This is a genomic window from Rhizorhabdus sp. GW822-FHT03C02 (assembly GCF_058801765.1).
Genome location: NZ_JBXANN010000008.1, coordinates 22645 through 41019, shown reverse-complemented (window position 1 = coordinate 41019; position 18375 = coordinate 22645). Strand labels below are relative to the sequence as shown.

At 67.4% G+C, this 18375-nt stretch carries 18 protein-coding genes; 5 read left to right on the top strand and 13 right to left on the bottom strand.

Annotated elements, in window-relative coordinates; translation table 11 throughout:
* The first annotated feature begins 16 nt into the window (after positions 1 to 16).
* On the top strand, positions 17 to 937 hold the full coding sequence (locus AC1RM6_RS19300) for a LysR family transcriptional regulator (protein ID WP_493104186.1): 921 nt from the start codon (positions 17 to 19) through the stop codon (positions 935 to 937).
* A gap of 38 nt (positions 938 to 975) precedes the next feature.
* On the opposite strand, the gene AC1RM6_RS19295 is transcribed toward AC1RM6_RS19300, so the two are convergent.
* The 6 genes from AC1RM6_RS19295 to pedF form a co-directional block, all read right to left on the bottom strand.
* A complete protein-coding gene (locus AC1RM6_RS19295; RefSeq protein WP_493104184.1) occupies positions 976 to 1641 on the bottom strand; it encodes a response regulator in 666 nt (221 codons plus the stop codon).
* Positions 1642 to 1742: 101 nt separating this feature from the next.
* Complete coding sequence (locus tag AC1RM6_RS19290; RefSeq protein WP_493104182.1) at positions 1743 to 3506, bottom strand: methanol/ethanol family PQQ-dependent dehydrogenase; 1764 nt, start codon at positions 3504 to 3506, stop codon at positions 1743 to 1745.
* A 103-nt stretch (positions 3507 to 3609) separates the two neighbouring features.
* The gene (locus AC1RM6_RS19285) at positions 3610 to 3870 is read right to left on the bottom strand and encodes a gamma-glutamyltransferase (protein ID WP_493104181.1); all 261 of its coding nucleotides are present in this window, start codon (positions 3868 to 3870) and stop codon (positions 3610 to 3612) included.
* Positions 3854 to 4489 (bottom strand): type II toxin-antitoxin system RelE/ParE family toxin, encoded by a 636-nt coding sequence (locus AC1RM6_RS19280; RefSeq protein WP_493104179.1) that lies wholly within the window; start codon positions 4487 to 4489, stop codon positions 3854 to 3856. Before AC1RM6_RS19280 ends, AC1RM6_RS19285 begins: the two co-directional genes overlap by 17 nt.
* Before the next feature lie 169 nt (positions 4490 to 4658).
* A complete protein-coding gene (locus AC1RM6_RS19275) occupies positions 4659 to 5528 on the bottom strand; it encodes a substrate-binding periplasmic protein (protein ID WP_493104177.1) in 870 nt (289 codons plus the stop codon).
* Positions 5525 to 5956, bottom strand: coding sequence for a cytochrome c-550 PedF (pedF, locus tag AC1RM6_RS19270; protein WP_493104175.1), 432 nt, complete (start codon positions 5954 to 5956; stop codon positions 5525 to 5527). Before pedF ends, AC1RM6_RS19275 begins: the two co-directional genes overlap by 4 nt.
* 153 nt (positions 5957 to 6109) lie before the next feature.
* Between pedF and AC1RM6_RS19265 the strand changes: the two genes are divergently transcribed.
* Positions 6110 to 7063, top strand: a complete 954-nt coding sequence (locus tag AC1RM6_RS19265; protein WP_493104173.1) for a PQQ-dependent catabolism-associated beta-propeller protein — start codon at positions 6110 to 6112, stop codon at positions 7061 to 7063.
* 255 nt (positions 7064 to 7318) lie between these two features.
* Positions 7319 to 8698 carry a porin gene (locus AC1RM6_RS19260; protein ID WP_493104171.1) on the top strand — a complete coding sequence of 460 codons (1380 nt, stop codon included), beginning with the start codon at positions 7319 to 7321 and terminating at the stop codon, positions 8696 to 8698.
* 37 nt (positions 8699 to 8735) lie between these two features.
* Here the strand turns inward: AC1RM6_RS19260 and AC1RM6_RS19255 are convergent, their stop codons facing one another.
* Both AC1RM6_RS19255 and AC1RM6_RS19250 read right to left on the bottom strand, forming a co-directional pair.
* Entirely contained in the window at positions 8736 to 9698 is a 963-nt protein-coding gene (locus AC1RM6_RS19255; RefSeq protein ID WP_493104169.1) for a quinoprotein relay system zinc metallohydrolase 1, read from the bottom strand.
* Positions 9695 to 10480 (bottom strand): quinoprotein dehydrogenase-associated SoxYZ-like carrier, encoded by a 786-nt coding sequence (locus AC1RM6_RS19250; RefSeq protein ID WP_493104167.1) that lies wholly within the window; start codon positions 10478 to 10480, stop codon positions 9695 to 9697. The genes AC1RM6_RS19255 and AC1RM6_RS19250 overlap by 4 nt, the downstream gene beginning before the upstream one ends.
* Before the next feature lie 97 nt (positions 10481 to 10577).
* On the opposite strand from AC1RM6_RS19250, the gene AC1RM6_RS19245 reads away from it, so the two are divergent.
* Both AC1RM6_RS19245 and AC1RM6_RS19240 read left to right on the top strand, forming a co-directional pair.
* Positions 10578 to 11105, top strand: coding sequence for a rhodanese-like domain-containing protein (locus tag AC1RM6_RS19245; protein ID WP_493104165.1), 528 nt, complete (start codon positions 10578 to 10580; stop codon positions 11103 to 11105).
* 76 nt (positions 11106 to 11181) lie between these two features.
* Complete coding sequence (locus AC1RM6_RS19240) at positions 11182 to 12531, top strand: anti-phage deoxyguanosine triphosphatase (RefSeq protein ID WP_493104162.1); 1350 nt, start codon at positions 11182 to 11184, stop codon at positions 12529 to 12531.
* A 192-nt stretch (positions 12532 to 12723) separates the two neighbouring features.
* On the opposite strand, the gene AC1RM6_RS19235 is transcribed toward AC1RM6_RS19240, so the two are convergent.
* From AC1RM6_RS19235 to AC1RM6_RS19215, 5 genes are read right to left on the bottom strand one after another with little or no spacing between them, the layout of a single operon-like run.
* Positions 12724 to 13830: an acyl-CoA dehydrogenase family protein gene (locus AC1RM6_RS19235; RefSeq protein WP_493104158.1), complete on the bottom strand. Its 1107-nt coding sequence runs from the start codon at positions 13828 to 13830 to the stop codon at positions 12724 to 12726.
* Positions 13831 to 13872: 42 nt separating this feature from the next.
* Positions 13873 to 15069: an acyl-CoA dehydrogenase family protein gene (locus tag AC1RM6_RS19230; protein ID WP_493104156.1), complete on the bottom strand. Its 1197-nt coding sequence runs from the start codon at positions 15067 to 15069 to the stop codon at positions 13873 to 13875.
* A 1-nt stretch (position 15070) separates the two neighbouring features.
* Complete coding sequence (locus AC1RM6_RS19225; protein WP_493104154.1) at positions 15071 to 15526, bottom strand: acyl-CoA thioesterase; 456 nt, start codon at positions 15524 to 15526, stop codon at positions 15071 to 15073.
* Positions 15523 to 16671 (bottom strand): iron-containing alcohol dehydrogenase, encoded by a 1149-nt coding sequence (locus AC1RM6_RS19220; protein WP_493104151.1) that lies wholly within the window; start codon positions 16669 to 16671, stop codon positions 15523 to 15525. Before AC1RM6_RS19220 ends, AC1RM6_RS19225 begins: the two co-directional genes overlap by 4 nt.
* Positions 16671 to 18350 carry a long-chain-fatty-acid--CoA ligase gene (locus AC1RM6_RS19215; protein ID WP_493104147.1) on the bottom strand — a complete coding sequence of 560 codons (1680 nt, stop codon included), beginning with the start codon at positions 18348 to 18350 and terminating at the stop codon, positions 16671 to 16673. Before AC1RM6_RS19215 ends, AC1RM6_RS19220 begins: the two co-directional genes overlap by 1 nt.
* Between the last annotated feature and the right edge of the window lie 25 nt (positions 18351 to 18375).

Genomic DNA, 18375 nt, shown 5'->3' with positions numbered 1-18375 from the left:
ATGAAACTCGATTTTCATGCAAATGGCGCCGATGGAATTCCGCAATCTCAGGCATGTCGTCGCGCTCGCCCGGCACCGCAACTATATCAAGGCGGGCGAGGAACTCGGCCTGTCGCAGTCCGCGCTGACCCGCAGCATCCAGGCGACCGAGCGCGACGCCGGCGTGCGGCTGTTCGATCGCGATCGCGGTGGCGTCCATCCGACGAGGGCGGGGCGCGCCTTCCTCGACCGCGCGGAAGCGCTGCTGGCGGATGCCGAGGAATTGCGGGTGGTGATGCGGCAGACCGCCAACAGCGAAGAGGGCGTGGTGGCGTTCGGCATCGAGGCGATGCCGGCGCGCGCCTTGCTTCCCGGCGCGCTGGCGGGGTCGATCAACCGGGCGCCGCGGCTGCGGACCCAGGTGATGATCCGCAGCATCGAAGCCCTGTCGGCCCGGCTGATCGATGGCGAGATCGAATTCTTCGTCAGCGCCGAGGGCCGCATCCCCGAAGATCGGCGCCTGGCGATCGCCCGGCTCGGATCGTTCCCGCTGTCGCTGCTGGTGCGTCCCGGGCATCCGGTCCTCGGGGGCATCCCGGCCGCCGATCCCTATCCGGTCCTGCTGTCGGGACCGGCGGGGAGCTTCGCGTTCCTGCCGCAGGATCTCCAGCGCTGGCTGTCCGGTCCGCGGCACATCGTCGAGGATTACGACCTGCTCGGCAAGCTCGCCCAATCGTCGGACGGGATATTGGTGACCTCGTCGCTCGCGATGGAAAGGGAACTTGGGGAGGGGCGTCTCGTCGAGCTTGGTTCGGCGACATCGCGCGCGCCGCTGCAGATCCCGATCGCGATCTACAGCCTGGCGCGCCGGTCGCTTTCGCCGGGCGCGGTCCGCCTCAAGGCCGAACTCGCGCGCGAGATGCAGGGCATCGCGGCTCCGCCGAAATCGGCGTCATGACCGTCGCGAAGCTCGCGCGGGTTCGCGCGGGGATTCCGTCAGCCGTGCGGCCGGCTCAGCAGCGGCGGCGCGGTGAAATTGACCTTGTTGACGAGGATCACCGCCTGGGTGCGGCTGTAGACGTTGAGCTTGCCGAGGATCGCCGAGACATGCGCCTTGACCGTCGTCATCGAGACATCGAGCTCATAGGCGATCTGCTTGTTGAGCTTGCCGCCGACGATGAAGCCCAGCACGACCTTCTGCTGCGGGGTCAGCAGATCGATCCGGCGCAGGATGTCGGTCTCCTCGCCATCTTGTTCGTCGCCGGCCTCGTCGAGCATGTCGGGGGCGAAGATCTCGCCGGCGAGGATCGATTTGAGCGCGTCGACGATCGCGCTTCGCCGCAGCGATTTGGGGATGAAGCCGGCGGCGCCATGCGCCAGCGCGGTCTTGACCAGGCCGCGTTCCTGCGCGGCCGAAACGATCACCACCGGCACCGACGGGAAACGGTCGCGGATCGTCATCAGCCCGGAAAAACCGGTGGTGCCCGGCATGTTGAGATCGAGCAGGACGAGGTCGAAATCGCCCTCGCGCTCGATCACCGCGGTCGCCTCGTCGATCGAGGCGGCCTCGAACAATTCGCACTGGTCGAACGCGACCGAGATCACCGTGCGCAGGCCGTCGCGCACCAGCGGATGATCGTCGGCGATCAATACTCGTTCCACGTAGTCAGACCCCCTCGATCCGGCCCTTGATCCGGTGAAGCGTAGCGCATGCGCGGCCGAGGCGGGAAGGGGGACGGCTGCCGCCGCCCCCCGCGCCATGCTCAGCTCCTGGGAAGCTTGAAGACCCACAGCGATCCACCCTGGTTGATATGTTGCACCGCCTTGGCGACCTCGCCGCCCCACAGCGGCACCGCGCCGCCCCAGCCCGACATCACCGCGACATATTGCTCGCCATCCTGTTCCCAGGTGACCGGCGATCCGACCACGCCCGAACCGGTGTTGAACTTCCACAATTCCTTGCCGGTCCTGGCGTCGAACGCCTTGAGATAGCCTTCGGGGGTGCCGGTGAAGACGAGGTTGCCCGCGGTCGACAGCACGCCGCCCCACAAAGGCGCCTTGTTCTTATATTCCCACATGATCTTGCCGGTCGCCGGGTCGATCGCGCGCAGCGCGCCGATATAGTCGGGATAGAGCGGCTTGATCGTGAAGCCCGCGCCCAGATAGGCCGCGCCCTTCTTGTAGGCGATCGGTTCGTTCCAGATGTCCATGCCCCATTCGTTGGCGGGCACGTAGAAATAGCCGGTCTGCTGGCTGTACGACATCGGCATCCAGTTCTTGGCGCCGAGGAAGGCGGGGGCGGCGAACACCGTCGAGCCCTTTTCGGTGGTCGGCGGGCCGGGGCGGTTGCTGTCGTCGTAGATCGGCCGGCCCTTGGGGGTGTAGCCCTTGGCCCAGGTGGTCCTGGTGACGAACGGGGTCGCCTGCAGGAACTTGCCGTTGGTGCGGTCGAGGATGAAGAAATAGCCGTTGCGATCGGCCTTGGCGCCCAGCTTCATCATCTTGCCGTCGCGCTTGGCGTCGAACGACACCAGCTCGTTGACCCCGTCGAAATCCCAGCCGTCATGCGGAGTGGTCTGGAAATGCCACTTGATCTCGCCGGTGTCGGGATCGAGCGCCAGCGTCGAGGCCGTGTAGAGATTGTCGCCGGGGCGCAGATGGCTGTTCCACGGCGCCGGGTTGCCGGTGCCCATGTAGATCAGGTTGGTTTCGGGATCATAGGTGCCGCCGAGCCAGGTCGCGCCGCCGCCGGTCTTCCACTGGTCGCCCTGCCAGGTCGCGTTGAGCTTCCCGGTCATGGTCGAGTCCTTGCCGTTGAGCTGACCCATATTGCCTTCGATGGTCGGACGCGACCAGATCAACTCGCCGGTGTTGACGTCGCGGGCCTCGACCTTGCCGGTGATGCCGAACTCGCCGCCCGAATTGCCGTAGATGATCTTGCCCTTCACGATCATCGGCGCGGCGGTGAAGCTGTAGCCGGCGTCATAGGGGGCGAGGGTCTTGTTCCAGATTACCTTGCCGGTCTTGCGGTTGAGCGCGACCATATGCGCGTCGAGCGTGCCGAAGATGATCTTGTCGCCATAGATGGCGGCGCCGCGGTTGACGACGTCGCAGCACGGCATGATCCCGTCGGGCAGCCGCGCGCTATATTCCCACTTCTCCTCGCCGGTGCGGGCGTCGAAGGCGAACAGCCGCGAATAGCTGCCGGTGACATAGATGATGCCGTCATAGACGATCGGCTGCGATTCCTGTCCGCGCTGCTTCTCGCCGCCGAGCGAGGCCGAGAAGGCGGGAACGAGCTTCGCCACCGTGTCGACGTTGATCTGGTTGAGCGGGCTGAAGCGCTGCGCCTTCGGGCCCATGCCATAGGTCAGCACCGCCTTGGTGTTGGTGTCCGACGCCATCAGATCGGCATCGGTCGGCCCGGCGGCCGGAGACGCGGGCGCCGCCGGCTCCTGCGCGATCGCAGTGGCGCCGGCAAGCGCGAGCGCGGCGACCGAGGCCAGGTGGAATAGCCTGTTCTTCATTTCTGTTTCCCCTCCAGGCGCCGTGCGGACTCCACGGCTCGGGAGGTGATGCTAGGCCGATGGGGGAAGCGGACAATTGGACCTAAGGAGGATGAGAAGCTTCTCAGCTTTGCTTCCGTGCGAGCATGGTTATGGGATCACCATCGAAAAGCCGCGCGCGCGGATCCGACGAGGGGAGGGGCGTGCGCCCGACGATCTGGATCGCGGCGATATCGCCGTTCCAGCCCTGCTCCTCGACCCTGTAGCCTCTGGCTTCGAGGGCCTTGACGAGGTCGGCGGAGAATCTGGCCCATGGCTCGTTGAAGATGACATTGTCGGGCAGGAGTTGATGGTGGAAGCGGAACTGGTCAGGCGACGTCGGCAATCGTGATATGCAGTTCCAGACCTGCTGCCGATGTAAGATTCACCAGCGCATCGAGCGAAAATTTGCCGAGCTTGCCACGCATCAGATCGTTGAGCCGTGGACGGGTTATGCCGAGCCGCTTGGCGGCACCCTCCTGGGGTAGATCCCACGACCCGATCCGGGTCCGCAAAGCCGACAGAAGTTCGGCGCGCGCCTTCATGTTTGCCGCTTCCGCAGGCGTATCCGCCAGCGCGTCGAAAACATTGTCGAAGGTCTGAACGTCCATTTTATTCATTCCAATCCCGCAGGCGGCGTGCCGCCAATTCGATGTCTTTCTGTGCAGTTTCTGGGTCTTCTTTTGGAAGGCATGCAGTACCAGCACCCGGTCCGGTAGCGTCGCCAGGTAGATCACCCGAAACGCGCCCGATGCCTCGCGAATTCGAATCTCTCGCACGCCCGGCCCGACCGTCTTCATCGGCTTCCAGTCGTCCGGGTCGTTTCCGAGCTGGACCTCGTTCAACTGATAACCGGCTTCCGATCTGGCTTCATCGGGGAAGTCGCGAAGCCGTGCGAGGCTGTCGCCAAGGAATGAGATCGGCTTCACTTGATCCAGTGTATCGTAATCGATACACTGGATCAAGGCAGGCTGGATCGGGCGTCGACGGCTTTCGATGCCGGAGAAGTGTCGACGTCAAAGAAGACTGTGAAGACGGCGCGGGTGCCTGGCGGCAAAGATCGGCTTCGAGGTTGAAGCTGTAGAGATCGCGCGCAGGCCATAAGGTCTTCGTGCGATTTGCACTATGGTCCCGCTAGGCCGCCAGCGGCGCCTTGTGGGCGACGCCATAGCCGGTAAAGACGGTCGCGATCTCACCGTTCGCCAGCATCCCGGCGATGATCGCGTCGATCTTGTCGGCAAGTTCGCGGGCGTCGTCCTTGACCGCGAAGCCGACGTCCCAGCCGGGGCTGGGGAGGGCGGGCAGCGGGCCATGGCGTTCGACCCCGCGGTCGCCCTGCGCGGTCTTGAGGCCATGTTCGATCTGGGCGCGGGTGGCGACCGCGGCGTCGGCGTCGCCGGTCACCACCGCGGTCACCGCCGCGGCGCCGCTCGGCAGATGCCGGACGTCGGGGCGCAGCACCCCGCCGAACGATCCCGACAGATAGAAATCGGGAACGCTGTCGAGCTCGGCGACCAGCCGTTTGCCCTTGAGCTGGGGCGGCTGGACCTCGCAATCGGTGGTCTCGCGGTTGCAGACCATCGCGAAGCCCTCGCGATAATAGGGCCCGGAGATCACCGCGCGGTCATTGTCGAGCTGCAGCTTGCGGTCGACGGGGACGTGCATCATCAGGTCGCACGGCAGTCCGCCGACCAGCGATCCGCGCCACACCATGTTGCGCAGATCGTCGTCGACCCCCTCGTCGGCGAGGAAATCGACGATCTCGACCCGCAACCCCAGCGCCTTGCCGATCGCATGCGCCAGATCGACGTCGATGCCGGTGAACTTGCCGTCCTTGCCCGCCCAGCTCCAGGGTTCGAAGTCGCGATAGACCGCGACGCGCAGCACCCCCGAGGCCATCAGCTTGGCGAGCGGCTGGGCGGCGAGCGGCCAGGCGGCGCCGGCGGCCAGGGCCGCGCCGAGCAGCGCGCGCCGGGTGAGCGCGCCTCGGTCGAGCGCGGTCATTCCTCGTGCTTGGTTTCGAGCCAGGCGCGGATCGCCCAGCCGGCCTTCTGCCCCAGCACCTCGCCCATCGGCGGCATATAGACCTTGCCGTCATGCGCGGAGCCATGCTGGAAGCGGTTGATGAACCATTCGTCACCGCTGTCGCCGGCCTCGAGATAGCGCAGGTCGGGGGCGATGCCGCCGCTGATCGCCTCGAGCCCATGGCAGCGCGCGCAATTCTGGCCATAGGCCGATTCGCCGATCTTGGCGGCCTCGGCATTGCCGCGATAGGGGTTCACCTTGACCCATTCGGTGCCGATATCGGGCAATGTGTGGGTGTCGACCGCCTGCGGGGTGACATTGCCATGGGCGAACAGGTTGCCCGACACCGACGCGACGCAGACCAGCCCCGAAAATACCAGTGTCAGCCGTCGATACTTCGCGTTCATCACTCTCTCCTCGGCGATGGCCGGCAACACGGGGTGCGCGACATGGCTGGGCCCCAGACCATCTTTGCGTCGAATAGACAGGGGCGCCGCGCCAGCGCCCATTGGACTTAGGTACAAGGGGACGATCGACCGGCCGGGGCCTATGGTCGGCGCATGCGCAAGGCCCTTTACCTGACCCTCCTGCTTGCCGGCCCCGCGTTCGGCGAGACGATCTATGTCACCAACGAGCGCGGCGCCTCGATCAGCGCGATCGACGGCGACAGCCTGAAGGTCGTCGCGACCTGGCCGGTCGGCAAGCGCCCGCGCGGGCTGCTGCTGTCGAAGGACGGCCGCCAGCTCTATGTCTGCGCGAGCGACGAGAATGCGGTGCAGGTGGTCGACCGCGCGACCGGCAAGGTCGTCGCCGACCTGCCGTCTGGCGAAGACCCCGAACAATTCGCGCTCTCGCCCGACGGGACGATGCTGTTCGCCGCCAACGAGCGCGACGCGGCGATCACCGCGATCGACGTTCCGGGCAGGAAGGTCGCCTTCCAGATCGCGGTCGGGGTCGAGCCCGAGGGGATGGCGACCAGCCCCGACGGCCGGATCGTGGTGTCGACCTCGGAGACCGACAACCAGGTCCACTGGATCGACATCGCCAGCCAGGCGGTGGTCGCGCAGACCCCGGTCGACATGCGCCCGCGCCATGCCGAATTCAGCGCCGACGGCCGCTGGCTGTGGGTGACCGCGGAGATCGGCGGTACGCTGGCGATCGTCGACACCACGACCAGGGCGGTGGTCGACACGCTGCATTTCGCGCCGCCGGGGGTGGCGGCCTCGAAGGTGATGCCGGTCGGGGTGCGCTTCACCCCCGACGGCAAGACCGCGCTGGTAGCGCTCGGGCGCGGCAACCATGTCGCCTTCGTCGATGTCGCGACCCGCAAGGTCACCGGCTATGTCACCGTCGGCCAGCGTGTCTGGCATCTGGCGATCGAACCCGACGGCAAGCGCGCCTTCGCCGCCAACGGGCTCACCAACGATGTCTCGGTGATCGATATCGCCAGCCGCAAGGTCATCGCCACCATTCCGGTCGGTACCGCGCCATGGGGCGTCGTCATCGCGAAATAGGGCACGGGTCGCGTATCGGCCCTTTCCTTCGTCATCCTGATGAAAATCAGGATCCAGAACCCGCAGTCTCGCAGCAGGAAGCGCGACGTTGCGGCTCTGGATCCCAAATCGAGTTTGGGATGACGAAGAAGAAAAGAGTGCCATGTCGCTCTCCCCGAACGCGCCGTCCCAAAGTCCAATATCGCACTGCGGCGAACAGGATCAGCCTCTGATCACCGGCGCGCCAGACAGGACGCGCTCAACGGGAGGATCAGGATGACTGGAACGAGAAAGTGGCTCGCCGCCACGGCCATAGCCATGTCCATGCTCGGTGCGGTGGCGCCGGCCCATGCGGACACCACCGACGATCTATTGCTGCGGCTGAAGGAAAAGGGGATCCTGACCGACGCAGAATATCAGGCGCTTGTGCAGCGCAAGAGCGCCGAACCGGCGGTCGCCAACGCTGCAGCACCATCGGCGAGCTGGCTCGACGAGCAGCATGTCGTTCGCGCCACCGAGAGCGGCGTCGGGCTGCAGATCGGTGCGGTCGCGCTCAAATTCTCGGGGCAGATCAACGGATTCTATGTCCATGACGACGCCGCCACGCCCAGCGCCGCCAACACCGTCGTCGGCGGGCTCGCCAGCCAGGGTTCGAAAAGCTCATCGATCCGCAACGGCCTGCTGCCGGGCTTCCTCAAGATCGAAGCGAGCACGAACCAGGGTGGCTGGGACGTCGGCGCCCATTTCGGCATCTATCCCGGCATCAACAGCGTCCTGACCGCGGGCGGCGCCAATTCGCCGGGCACCCCGCAGGCGTTGGCGACCGCAGGCATCGATTTCCGCCAGACCTACCTGACCTTCGGGCGCGCGGGCTTCGGCGAGGTCAAGATCGGCCGCGACATCGGCCTGTTCGGGCAGGAGGCGATCCTCAACGACATCACCCTGTTGTCGGTCGGCAGCGTCGCCGACAATACGGGCCCGTCGAACACTTCGCTCGGCCGGATCGGCATCGGCTATCTCTACACCGATTTCCAGCCGCAGATCACCTACACCACCCCGAAGTTCGGCGGTTTCCAGGCGGCGATCGGCGCCTTCCAGCCGCTGGTCACCGTCGGCAATGCCGAGGTCAACAAGACCCCCGGTTTCCAGGCCAAGATCAGCTACGACTTCAAGGCCGGCGGTTTCGGCGGCAAGCTCTGGGTCAATGGCATCACCCAGAAGCATGACGGGGTCGGCGCCGCGCCCGACTATACCGGCAAGGGTTTCGACGTCGGCACCAAGCTCAGCTTCGGCACCGCCAGCCTGGTCGGCTATTATTACGCCGGCTCGGGGCTCGGCACGACCGGCCTGTTCATCCTGTCGACCGATGCGCTCGGCCGCAAGCGCGACAGCGACGGCTTCTACGTCCAGGGCACCTATGGCATCGGCAAGCTGACGGTCGGCGCGAGCTATGGCGAAAGCCATCTCGATCTGGCGAAGGGCGAGGTCAACCCGACCCTGCTCGACACCAACAGCAGCTGGGTGGGGCAGTTGCGCTACGGGCTGACCGACTGGCTGACGCTGGTGGGCGAATATACCCATTCGCGCGCGGAGGCGCATAACGGCAACGACGCGTCGTCGAACGCGATATCGACCGGCGCCATATTGTTCTTCTAGAAGCCAGATATCGAGGCGGTCGACCCGGTCGACCGCCTCAGTCTTTCCGGTCGATCCGCGGCAGCAGCCGGGTCTCGGCCGACGCGTAAAGATGCGATACCGACCGCTGCAGCTCGTAGCGTGCGGCGGCCATCGCCGCGAAGCGCGGTGGGATCGGCAGGGCGCCGGTCTCGACCGGCCCCAGCCCGTCGAGTACCGCCTGGTCGATCGTCGCCGCCAGCCAGTCGATCCAGTCGTGGGTCTGGTCGATCGCCGTCGCCGGGGTCGGATCGAACCGCCCATGGCCCGGCACCACCCGGCCATGGCCAATCGCCTTGAGCGTATCGAGCGAACTTCGCCAGCGCGCGAGATCGGCATTGGGCGTGCTCGGCGCGCGATCATGGAACACCAGGTCGCCGGCGATCAGCGTGCCGCTCGCCTCGTCGAGCAGCGCGAGGTCGGCGACGCTGTGCCCGGCGAGCGGCAGCAGGCGGATGCGGCGGCCGCCGAAATCCTCGGCGTCACCCGCCAGGACATGGCCGGGCAGGGCGAGTTCGGTGCCGCGCATCCAGTCGCCGAGCAGCCGGTACATGCCGTCGGAAAAGCCTTTGCCCGCCGCCGCGAGGTCGTCGATCTGCGGCCGGGTCGCGGCGACGATCGCCGGATCGAAGGCGCCGTCGCCATAGACATGGTCGGGATGGAGATGGGTCAGATAGACCCGGATCACCGGCTTGCCGGTCAGCGTCTCGGCGACCGCCTTGAGCGCGGTGCCGTAGCGCAGCGACGGGCCGCAATCGACCAGGATGGTGCCGGCGGGGGTGGCGATGATCGTCAGATTGGCGATCGCTCCGCCATTGTCGCGGGCGACCGGCGCGTCGGCGCCGCGGACGATCCAGATGCCGTCACCGATCGGCACGGGCGCGATGCGATAGGCGAGCGGCTGTGCGCACAACGGCGGCGCGACCGCGGCGGCACCCAGGCCTGCCAGCAGTCCGCGACGGCTGAACCCCGTGGGCATCATGGCGCGGGGCTCGATCGCGGCGCCGGCGGCGACACCAGCAGCCGGGCGGCATAGTCGATGCCGTTGGTGTCGCGCCCGCGGATCGTCAGCGCTTCACCGGGCGCCGCGGCGACGATCAGGCCGAATTCGGGATCCTCGGCGACCGACGCCTCGATCGTCAGGGTGGCGGCGGGGGTGCCGTCGGCGCCGAGCAGCGCGACTTCCTCGAGATGATAGGTCGGGATATTGGCGACGAAGCCGGTGTCCATCGGATGGCGGAAGCCGACCCGGACGCGCGCGCCGGCCGGCGTCGCCCAGGCACCGCCGCGAATCTCGCCGAGATGCTCGGCCCAGTCGCCGCGCGCGCGGCTGAGCGGCGGCATCGAGCAGCCCCCGCCGGCGGCATCGACCCAAGCGCCGCCGACCAGCCAGCTGCCGTCGGCGAGCTCGACCGCGCCGCGCACCGGGGTGCGCTGGTCGAGCTTGATGCTGGTCGAGACATAGGCCGCGGCGCGCAGCGGCCGGAAGTCGACCGCGAGCGGGATCGGGTTGAGATCGGCGAAGATCAGGATCCGCCGCACCCCGGCGATGCCGCGCGCGTCGATCGCGACCGGAAAGCTGCGCTGATTCTCGGCGATCGACGGGATGCCGACCCTGACCCGATCGTCGAAGCGCACCGGCGCCGTGCCGAAGAAACTGCGGGCGAGCGCGGGCCAGTTGGGCGATCCCAGCGGATCGGCCGGCGCGGCGACGACGTGCGCCGCCGACAGCGTCAGCAGCGCGATGGCGATCAGGCGGATCATCCTCTTCTCCCAAAGGAGGAGGGTAAAGCGATGCGCGCGCCGCTAATATGGCACCTTGGGCCAATGCCGGACCGGGCATCGGCAGGGAGGATGTCGCATGATGCTCGTCGCCTGGCTGCTGCTGGCAAGCGTTTCGCCGGCGGACGATGCCGCCAGCTTCGATCCGGCGACCGGATATCGCATCGCGCATTATCGCGGCGTGGTGCCGGCCGCACCCGAAGGAGTCGGGCGGATCGGCATCGACGCGGTGGCGAAGAGCGCGCGGGACGGTGCGATCCTGATCGACGTCACCCCGGCCGAAGGCGGCGTGCGCGATGCCGCCACCGGACGCTGGCGGCTGGCGACGCCGCACGCTTCGATCCCGGGGGCGCACTGGTTCCCCGAAGCCGGGCGCGGGACGCTCGCCGACGGGATCGAGCCCTGGTTCCTGGGTGGAGTGCGGCGGCTGGTCGGCCGTCACCGTGGCAAGCCGGTGGTCGTCTTCTGTCTCGCCGACTGCTGGATGAGCTGGAATGCGGCGATGCGCCTGCACCGTGCCGGCTACCCGGATGTGCTATGGTTTGCCGAGGGGATCGACGGCTGGCGCGAGGCGGGCAAGCGCCTGAAGAACATCAGCCCGCAATGACCCCGGACCGAATTCGCTTTCGCGCCTCCGATACTTGCCCCACATAGGGCGCGATATGGGTGAGGCGGCGCCGGGAATGAGTTGGTACGCGCGGCAGGAAAGCTGGCAGGCCCAGCGCGAGGATGCGCGCAACGAGGCCGACATCGATTATGCGCGGGTCATCCATTCGGCCTCGTTCCGGCGGCTGCAGGGCAAGACCCAGATCCTCAATCTCGGCGACAGCGATTTCTACCGGACCCGGCTGACCCATTCGCTCGAGGTCGCGCAGATCGCCGGCGGCATCGCCCGCCAGTTCCGCCAGGATTTCCCCGATCATCCGGCGATCGCCCATCTGCCCGACCACAGCCTGATCCAGGCGATCGGCGCGACCCACGATCTCGGCCATCCGCCGTTCGGCCATGGCGGCGAGGTCGCGCTCAACTATTGCATGCGCGAGGCCGGCGGCTTCGAGGGCAACGGCCAGACGCTGCGCATCCTGTCGAAGCTCGAGAAATTCTCGGCGCATGCCGGGGCGAACATGATGCGGCGCACCTTGCTCGGCGTGCTCAAATATCCGGTGCCCTTCTCGCGCGCCTATAACCCCGCCTGCGCGCCGCGGCTCAATCTCAGGCCGACCGCGATCAGCATCATCGATCGGCATGTGTCGAAGCCGCCCAAGGCCTATCTCGACTGCGAGGCGGAGGTCGCGGCCTGGATCCTCGCACCTTTGTCGAGCGCCGACCGCGAGGGCTTCACCGCGCTGAAGACCGAGACCGGCCGGCACCACAAGGCGCTCCACAAATCCTTCGACTGCAGCATCATGGACGTCGCCGACGATATCGGCTTCGGCGTCCACGACCTCGAGGATGCGCTGGCGCTCCGGCTGATCGGCGAGGACGCATTCCGGACCCTGGTGCCCGAGGCGGCCTGCGCCTCCTTCCTCGTCCGGTTGAAAGAGAAATATCCCGGCGAGTCCGAAAACAACGTCTATGAACGGCTGGTCGAGACGCTGTTCGGCGAGGATGGCGAGCGCAAACGCTGCATCGGCCGGATGGTCCACCATCTGATCACCCATATCCGGATCGACACGCTCGACCAGTTCGACGAGCCGCTGATCCGCTACCGGGCGGCGATGCAGGACGGGCCGGGGCGCTTCCTCGCCGCGCTCAAGGAGGCGGTCTACCAGAGCGTGATCCGCAGCGCCGGGGTCCAGCAGCTCGAGTTCAAGGGCCAGAAGATGGTGGTCTCGGTGTTCGAGGCGCTGGCGTCCGAGCCCGAGACGCTGTTGCCGCCCGAACAGCGCGCGCTGCTGGGCGGCGAGCACGGAGGCGGCGAGGTCGGCCGGGTGATCTGCGACTATATCGCCGGCATGACCGACGGCGCGCTGCTGAAAGCCTATGACCGGCTGTTCAGCCCGCGCATGGGATCGATCTTCGACCAGTTCTGAGCGGCTTCCCCGGCATCCTGCCCAAGGTGCTAACTTGCCTTCTTCTGAAGCCTTCTCCCGCTTGCGGGAGAAGGTTTGGATGAGGGTCTTCTTCTTCTTTTTTCACAAGAGAAACAGAAGAAGACCCTCACCCGGCCTCTCCCGCGAAGAGCGGGAGAGGGGCACAAGAGGCAACCTTGCGGCTATTCCGGATCAGCTTTCCGCCGGCGCCGCCTCCCGGCGCAGGGCGATGTAGCGCGCGAGATGATGATCCTCGTCGCCGAGCTGATGGTCGATCATGATCGCGCGCTTGGCATAATGGGCGAGCGGCATTTCCCAGGTCATGCCGATCCCGCCATGCATCTGGATCGCCTCCTCGGCGACCAGCGTGCCCGCGCGGCCGACGGTATATTTGGCCGCCGAGCCGGCGCGGTCGCGCGTCCGCGGATCGCCGCCGAGCGCGGCGGCGGCGTTGATCGCCGCCGATCGCGCCTGCTCGATCTCGATCAGCAGCGTCGCCATGCGGTGCTGGAGCACCTGGAACTTGCCGATCGGGGCGCCGAACTGGGTGCGGGTCTTGAGATAGTCGAGCGTGTCGCGCTTGAGGATCTCCATCACCCCGACCGCTTCGGACGACAGCGCCAGCAGCCCGGCCGCGAGCACCGCCTCGACGATCGGCAGCGCTGTGCCTTCGGTACCGAGCAGCGCGTCGCCGGGCAGCAGCATATCGTCGAGCAGGATCTCGCCGCCGCGACCGCCGTCGACCATCGGATAGTCGCGCACCGTCAGGCCCGGTTTCGCGCGCGGTACCGCGAACAGCGACAGCGCGTCGCCGTCACCCTCGGCGGTGCCGGCCGACAGGATGAACAGGTCGGCGGTTCCCGCATGCGGCACCACCGCCTTGGTGCCGGTCAGCCGCCAGCCATCGCCGTCGCGCCGGGCACGGGTGGCGATGTCGCGCGGGTCGTAGCGGCCCTGCGGTTCGTAATGGGCGAAGGCGGCGATCGTCGTGCCCGCGATCAGATCGGCGAGCAGATCCTGGCGGCCGCCGGCGGCCGCCAGCGCCCGGCCGGCGAGCAGCGTGCCGAGTAGCGGCTCGACCATCAGCGCGGCGCCGGCGGCCTCGAACAGGACGAGGATGTCGAACGGGTCGCCGCCGAGCCCGCCATCCTTGTCCTCGAACAGCGCGGCGAGGATGCCGAGATCGGCCATCTGCCGCCAGAGCGGGCGGCTGAAGCCGTCGGCCGATCCGGCGATCCGCTGCCGTTCGTCGAAGCCATAGCGTTCGGACAGGAAGCGCCCGAACATGTCCACGAGCATTTGCCGGTCAGGGCCATGTTCAAAATCCATTGTCGGTCTCTCTCAAAGATCGAGGATCGCTTTCGCGATGATGTTGCGCTGGATCTCGTTCGATCCGCCGAAGATGGTGAGCTTGCGGTTGTTGAAATATTCGGACGCCACGGGCGCGGCATAGTCGGGGCCGATCGCCTCGCCATTATAGCCGGCCTCGAGCGCCTCGGGGACGAAGGGCTGGGCATAGGGGCCGAGCGCGCGGCGGGTCAGGCTGGTGATCTCCTGGCGGATCTCGGTGCCGCGGATCTTGAGCATCGAGCTTTCGGCGCCGGGCGCCCCGCCGCGCGCGGCGGCGGCGATCACCCGCAAATTGGTCGTCTCCATATTTTCGAGGTCGATCCGCACCTTGGCGAGCCGCGCCGCGAAATAGGGATCCTCCGCCAGCGGCCGGCCGTTCTTACGCTCGCGCCGGGCGATATCCTCGAGCCAGTCGAGCGCCGCGAACGACCCGCCGATCCCGGCGATGTTGGTGCGCTCATAGGTCAGCAGATATTTGGCATAGGTCCAGCCGAGACCCTCGGTGCCGACCAGATTGGCGACCGGCACCCGCACGTCGGTGAAGAACACCTCGTTGACCTCATGCTCGCCCTCGATCGTGATGATCGGGCGCACGTCGATCCCCGGGGTCTTCATGTCGATTAGCAGGAAGGAGATGCCGTCCTGCTTGCGCGCCTCGGCCGACGTCCGCACCAGGCAGAAGATCATGTCGGCGAAATGGCCCATCGTCGTCCAGGTCTTCTGGCCGTTGACGATATAATGGTCGCCGTCGCGCACCGCGGCGGTCTTGAGCCCGGCCAGGTCGGAGCCGGCGCCGGGTTCGGAGAAGCCCTGGCACCACCAGTCGGATCCATCGAGGATGCGCGGCAGCCAGTGCGCCTTCTGCGCGTCGCTGCCATATTTGATCAGCACCGGGCCGAGCATGCTCGGGCCGAACGGCACCACCCGCGGGGCGCCCGCCAGCGCGCTTTCATTCTCGAAGATGAAGCCTTCGACCACCGACCAGCCGGTGCCGCCATAGTCGACCGGCCAATGGCTGGCGAGCCAGCCGCGCGCGTTCAGGATCGCGTGCCATTGCTCCATATCGGCCTTGGTCAGGCGCTTGCCCGACCGCACCTTGTCGCTGAGCGCCGCGGGCAGTTCGGCGCGCAGGAACGCGCGGACCTCCTCGCGGAAAGCCTCTTCTTCGGGTGTGAAGTTCAGATCCACTTCATTCTCCTGATCGGGATCGGTCGTCGGTGAGGCGGGCCAGGCTGGTCCGCCAGCTGTCGGGGATCGGGGCCGGCCGGCGATCGGCGCGCCCGACATAGACATGGGTGAAATGGCCCTCGGCGGCGGCCGCGTCGGCGCCCTCGCGGAAGATGCCGAGATGATAGGTCACGCTCGACCGGCCGATGCTCGCGACCGCGAGCCCGACCTCGATCGCATCGGGAAAGGCGAGCGGGCTGGCATAGCGGCAGCCGGTCTCGACGACGAGGCCGATCGGATCGCCCTGCGCGATGTCGAGCAGCCTGGCGGCGATCAGCCAGCGGTTCACCACGGTGTCGAACCACTGATAATAGATGGCGTTGTTGACATGGCCATAAGCGTCGTTGTCGAGCCAGCGCGTGCCGATCCGGTCCCAGTGGCGATAGGCGGCGCGGTCGCGAAAGGCCGGCTTGCTCACAGGGCTGCTCCATAGATGCGCGTGGCATCCTCGCAGCTTATCGGCACGGGGTTGTTGCGCAGCAGCCGCTCCTGGCGCATCGCGTCGTCGGCCAGCCCGGCGATGTCCGCCGCGCCGATGCCGATGTCGCGCAGCCGCCGTGGCAGGCCGATGCCGGCGGCGAGGGTGCCGAGCGCCGCGACCAGCCCCTCGGCGCGCGCCGGCGCGGGAAGGCCGGCGAGCGCCGGGTCGACCAGCGACGCGAGCTCGGCATAGAGCGGGGTCGCCGCGGCGAGGTTGTGCGCGAGCACATGCGGCAGCATCACGACATTGGCGACGCCATGCGCGACATGGAAACGGCCGCCGAGCGGATAGGCGAGCGCATGGACCCCGCCGACCGGGGCATTGGCGAAGGCTACCCCGGCGAGATGCGCGCCGAGCTGCATCGCCGATCGCGCGGCGATGTCGCCGGGGTTGGCGCAGGCGGTGGCGATATGCCCGACCAGCAAGGTCAGCGCCTCGCGCGCGAGCATGTCGGAGAGCGGGTTCTTGCGGTGGCGCGAAGTGAAGGCTTCGATCGCGTGGACGATCGCGTCCATGCCGGTGGCGGCGGTGACCGCGCGGGGCAGGCCGAGGGTGAGCAGCGGATCGAGGATCGCATCGCCGGCGATCAGCGCGGCGCTCGCCACCGCGCGTTTCTCGCCGTCGGGCAGGCTGATGATCGCGACCCCGGTCGCCTCCGATCCGGTGCCGGCGGTGGTCGGCACCATCACCAGCGGCAGGCCCTGGCCGCGGGTCCGGTCGACGCCCCACAGATCGTCGAGCCGCTCGCGCGATCCGAGCAGATAGGCGGCGAGCTTGGCGACATCCATCGGACTGCCGCCGCCGAACCCGATCACCGCCGAGACGCCGGCCTGCGCCCCGGAGACCACCGCCGCCATCAGCGTCGCACGCGACGGATCGGCCTCGACCTCGTCGAACAGGATCACCGTCCGCCCGCTCGCCTCGATTCCGGCGATCACCGGCGCGAGCAGGCCGAGCGCGCCGATCTGGCGGTCGCTGACCAGCAGGATCCGGCCCGGGGGCAGCAGCGCCGCGAGATCGGCCGCCGCGCCCGCGCCGCTGCGCAGCCGCGGGCCATAGCGGAAATCGAACGGTAGCGTCATCAGTTCGAAGCGACCGCGACGGCGGGCGCGGTGGCGCCGAACTGCGCGCGCAGCGCCTTCTTGTCGGCCTTGCCGACGCTGGTCACCGGGATGCGGTCGACCAGCTCGATCCGGTCGAGCCGGGCATAGCTGCTGATCTCGCCGCGCGCGATCGCGGTCTCGATCCGGGCGCCGACCAGCGCTTCGGTGACGACGCGGTCGGGCGCCGCCACGATCACCGCGATCGGCCGTTCCCCCCAGCGTTCGTCGGGAACGCCGATCACCGCGATGTCGGCGATCTCGGGCAGTTCGTTGAGCATGTCCTCGATCGTCAGCGAGCAGATCCACTCGCCCCCCGATTTGATCACGTCCTTGAGCCGGTCGCGGATCTGCAGCCGCCCGGACCGGTCGATGGTGGCGACGTCCTGGGTGTGGAGCCAGCCGCCGCGCCACAGCGCCTCGGACGCCGCGGCATTGCCGACATAGCAGGGAGTGAGCCAGGGCGCGCGCAGGACGAGTTCGCCGCGGGTCTTGCCGTCATGCGGCAGCTCGTTCATCTCGGCATCGACGATCCGCGCCGACACCAGCGGGATCGGCACCCCGGACATCGTCATCGCATCGGCGAGCGCGTCGTCGTCGGCTTCGTCGTCACCCGCCATCGGCCGGGCGAGGCTGATCGTCGGCGCGGTTTCCGACATGCCATAGCCGGCGCCGACATGCATGCCGAAGCGCCGCGCCTCATGATAGAGATGATGGGTGAGCTGCGAGCCGCCGATCGTCATTTTCCAGCCGGTCAGGTCGGCCTGGCGCCGGTCGGCGGCGGCGAGCAGCATCTGCAGGATCGTCGGCACGCAGTGCGAATAGCTGACGCCCTCGCGTTCGCGCAGGTCGAGCAGCATGTCGGGATCGTAGCGGCCGGGATAGACCTGCTTCACCCCGAGCATCGTCGCGACATAGGGCATGCCCCAGGCATGGACATGGAACATCGGCGTCATCGGCATATAGACGTCGTCGATCCCGAAACCGGGCCGCCGCTGGCTGCCGAACGGCGCGTTGATCGCCAGCGAGTGGAGCACGAGCTGGCGGTGGGTAAAGCACACGCCCTTGGGCTTGCCGGTGGTGCCGGTGGTGTAGAAGGTCGTCGCCACCGCATTCTCGTCGAAATCGCAAAAGGCGAAATCGGCCGGGGCGGCGGCAAGCAGCGCCTCATAGTCGCCGATCGTCCAGGGCGGCGCGCCGCCCCCGCTCTTGTCGTCGCCACCTTCCATGATCGCGAGGACCGCCTTCACCTGCGGCAGATTGGGCAGCAATTGTTCGACCAGCGGCAGGAAATCGCGGTGGACGATCAGGATTTCGGCGCGCGCGTCCTGCAGCGTATAGGCGATCTGCGCGGGCGACAGGCGGATGTTCACCATCTGCAGCACCGCGCCCATCATCGGCACCGCGAAATAGGCCTCGAGATAGCGATGGCTGTCCCAGTCCATCACGGCGACCGTCACCCCCTGGTCGGCGCCGGCCTGGGTCAGCAGCGAGGCGAGCCGGCCGATCCGTGTGCGGAATTCGCGATAGGTCAGCCGGACCTGGTCGCGATAGACGATCTCCTGATCGGCGGCGCTGATCGTCGCCGAGTCGAGCAGATGCCCGATCGTCAGCGGGAAATCATGGGTCTGGCTCGCTTTTTCGGCAAAACGCAGTGGCATGACAGTCTCCATGATCCCGAAAAAG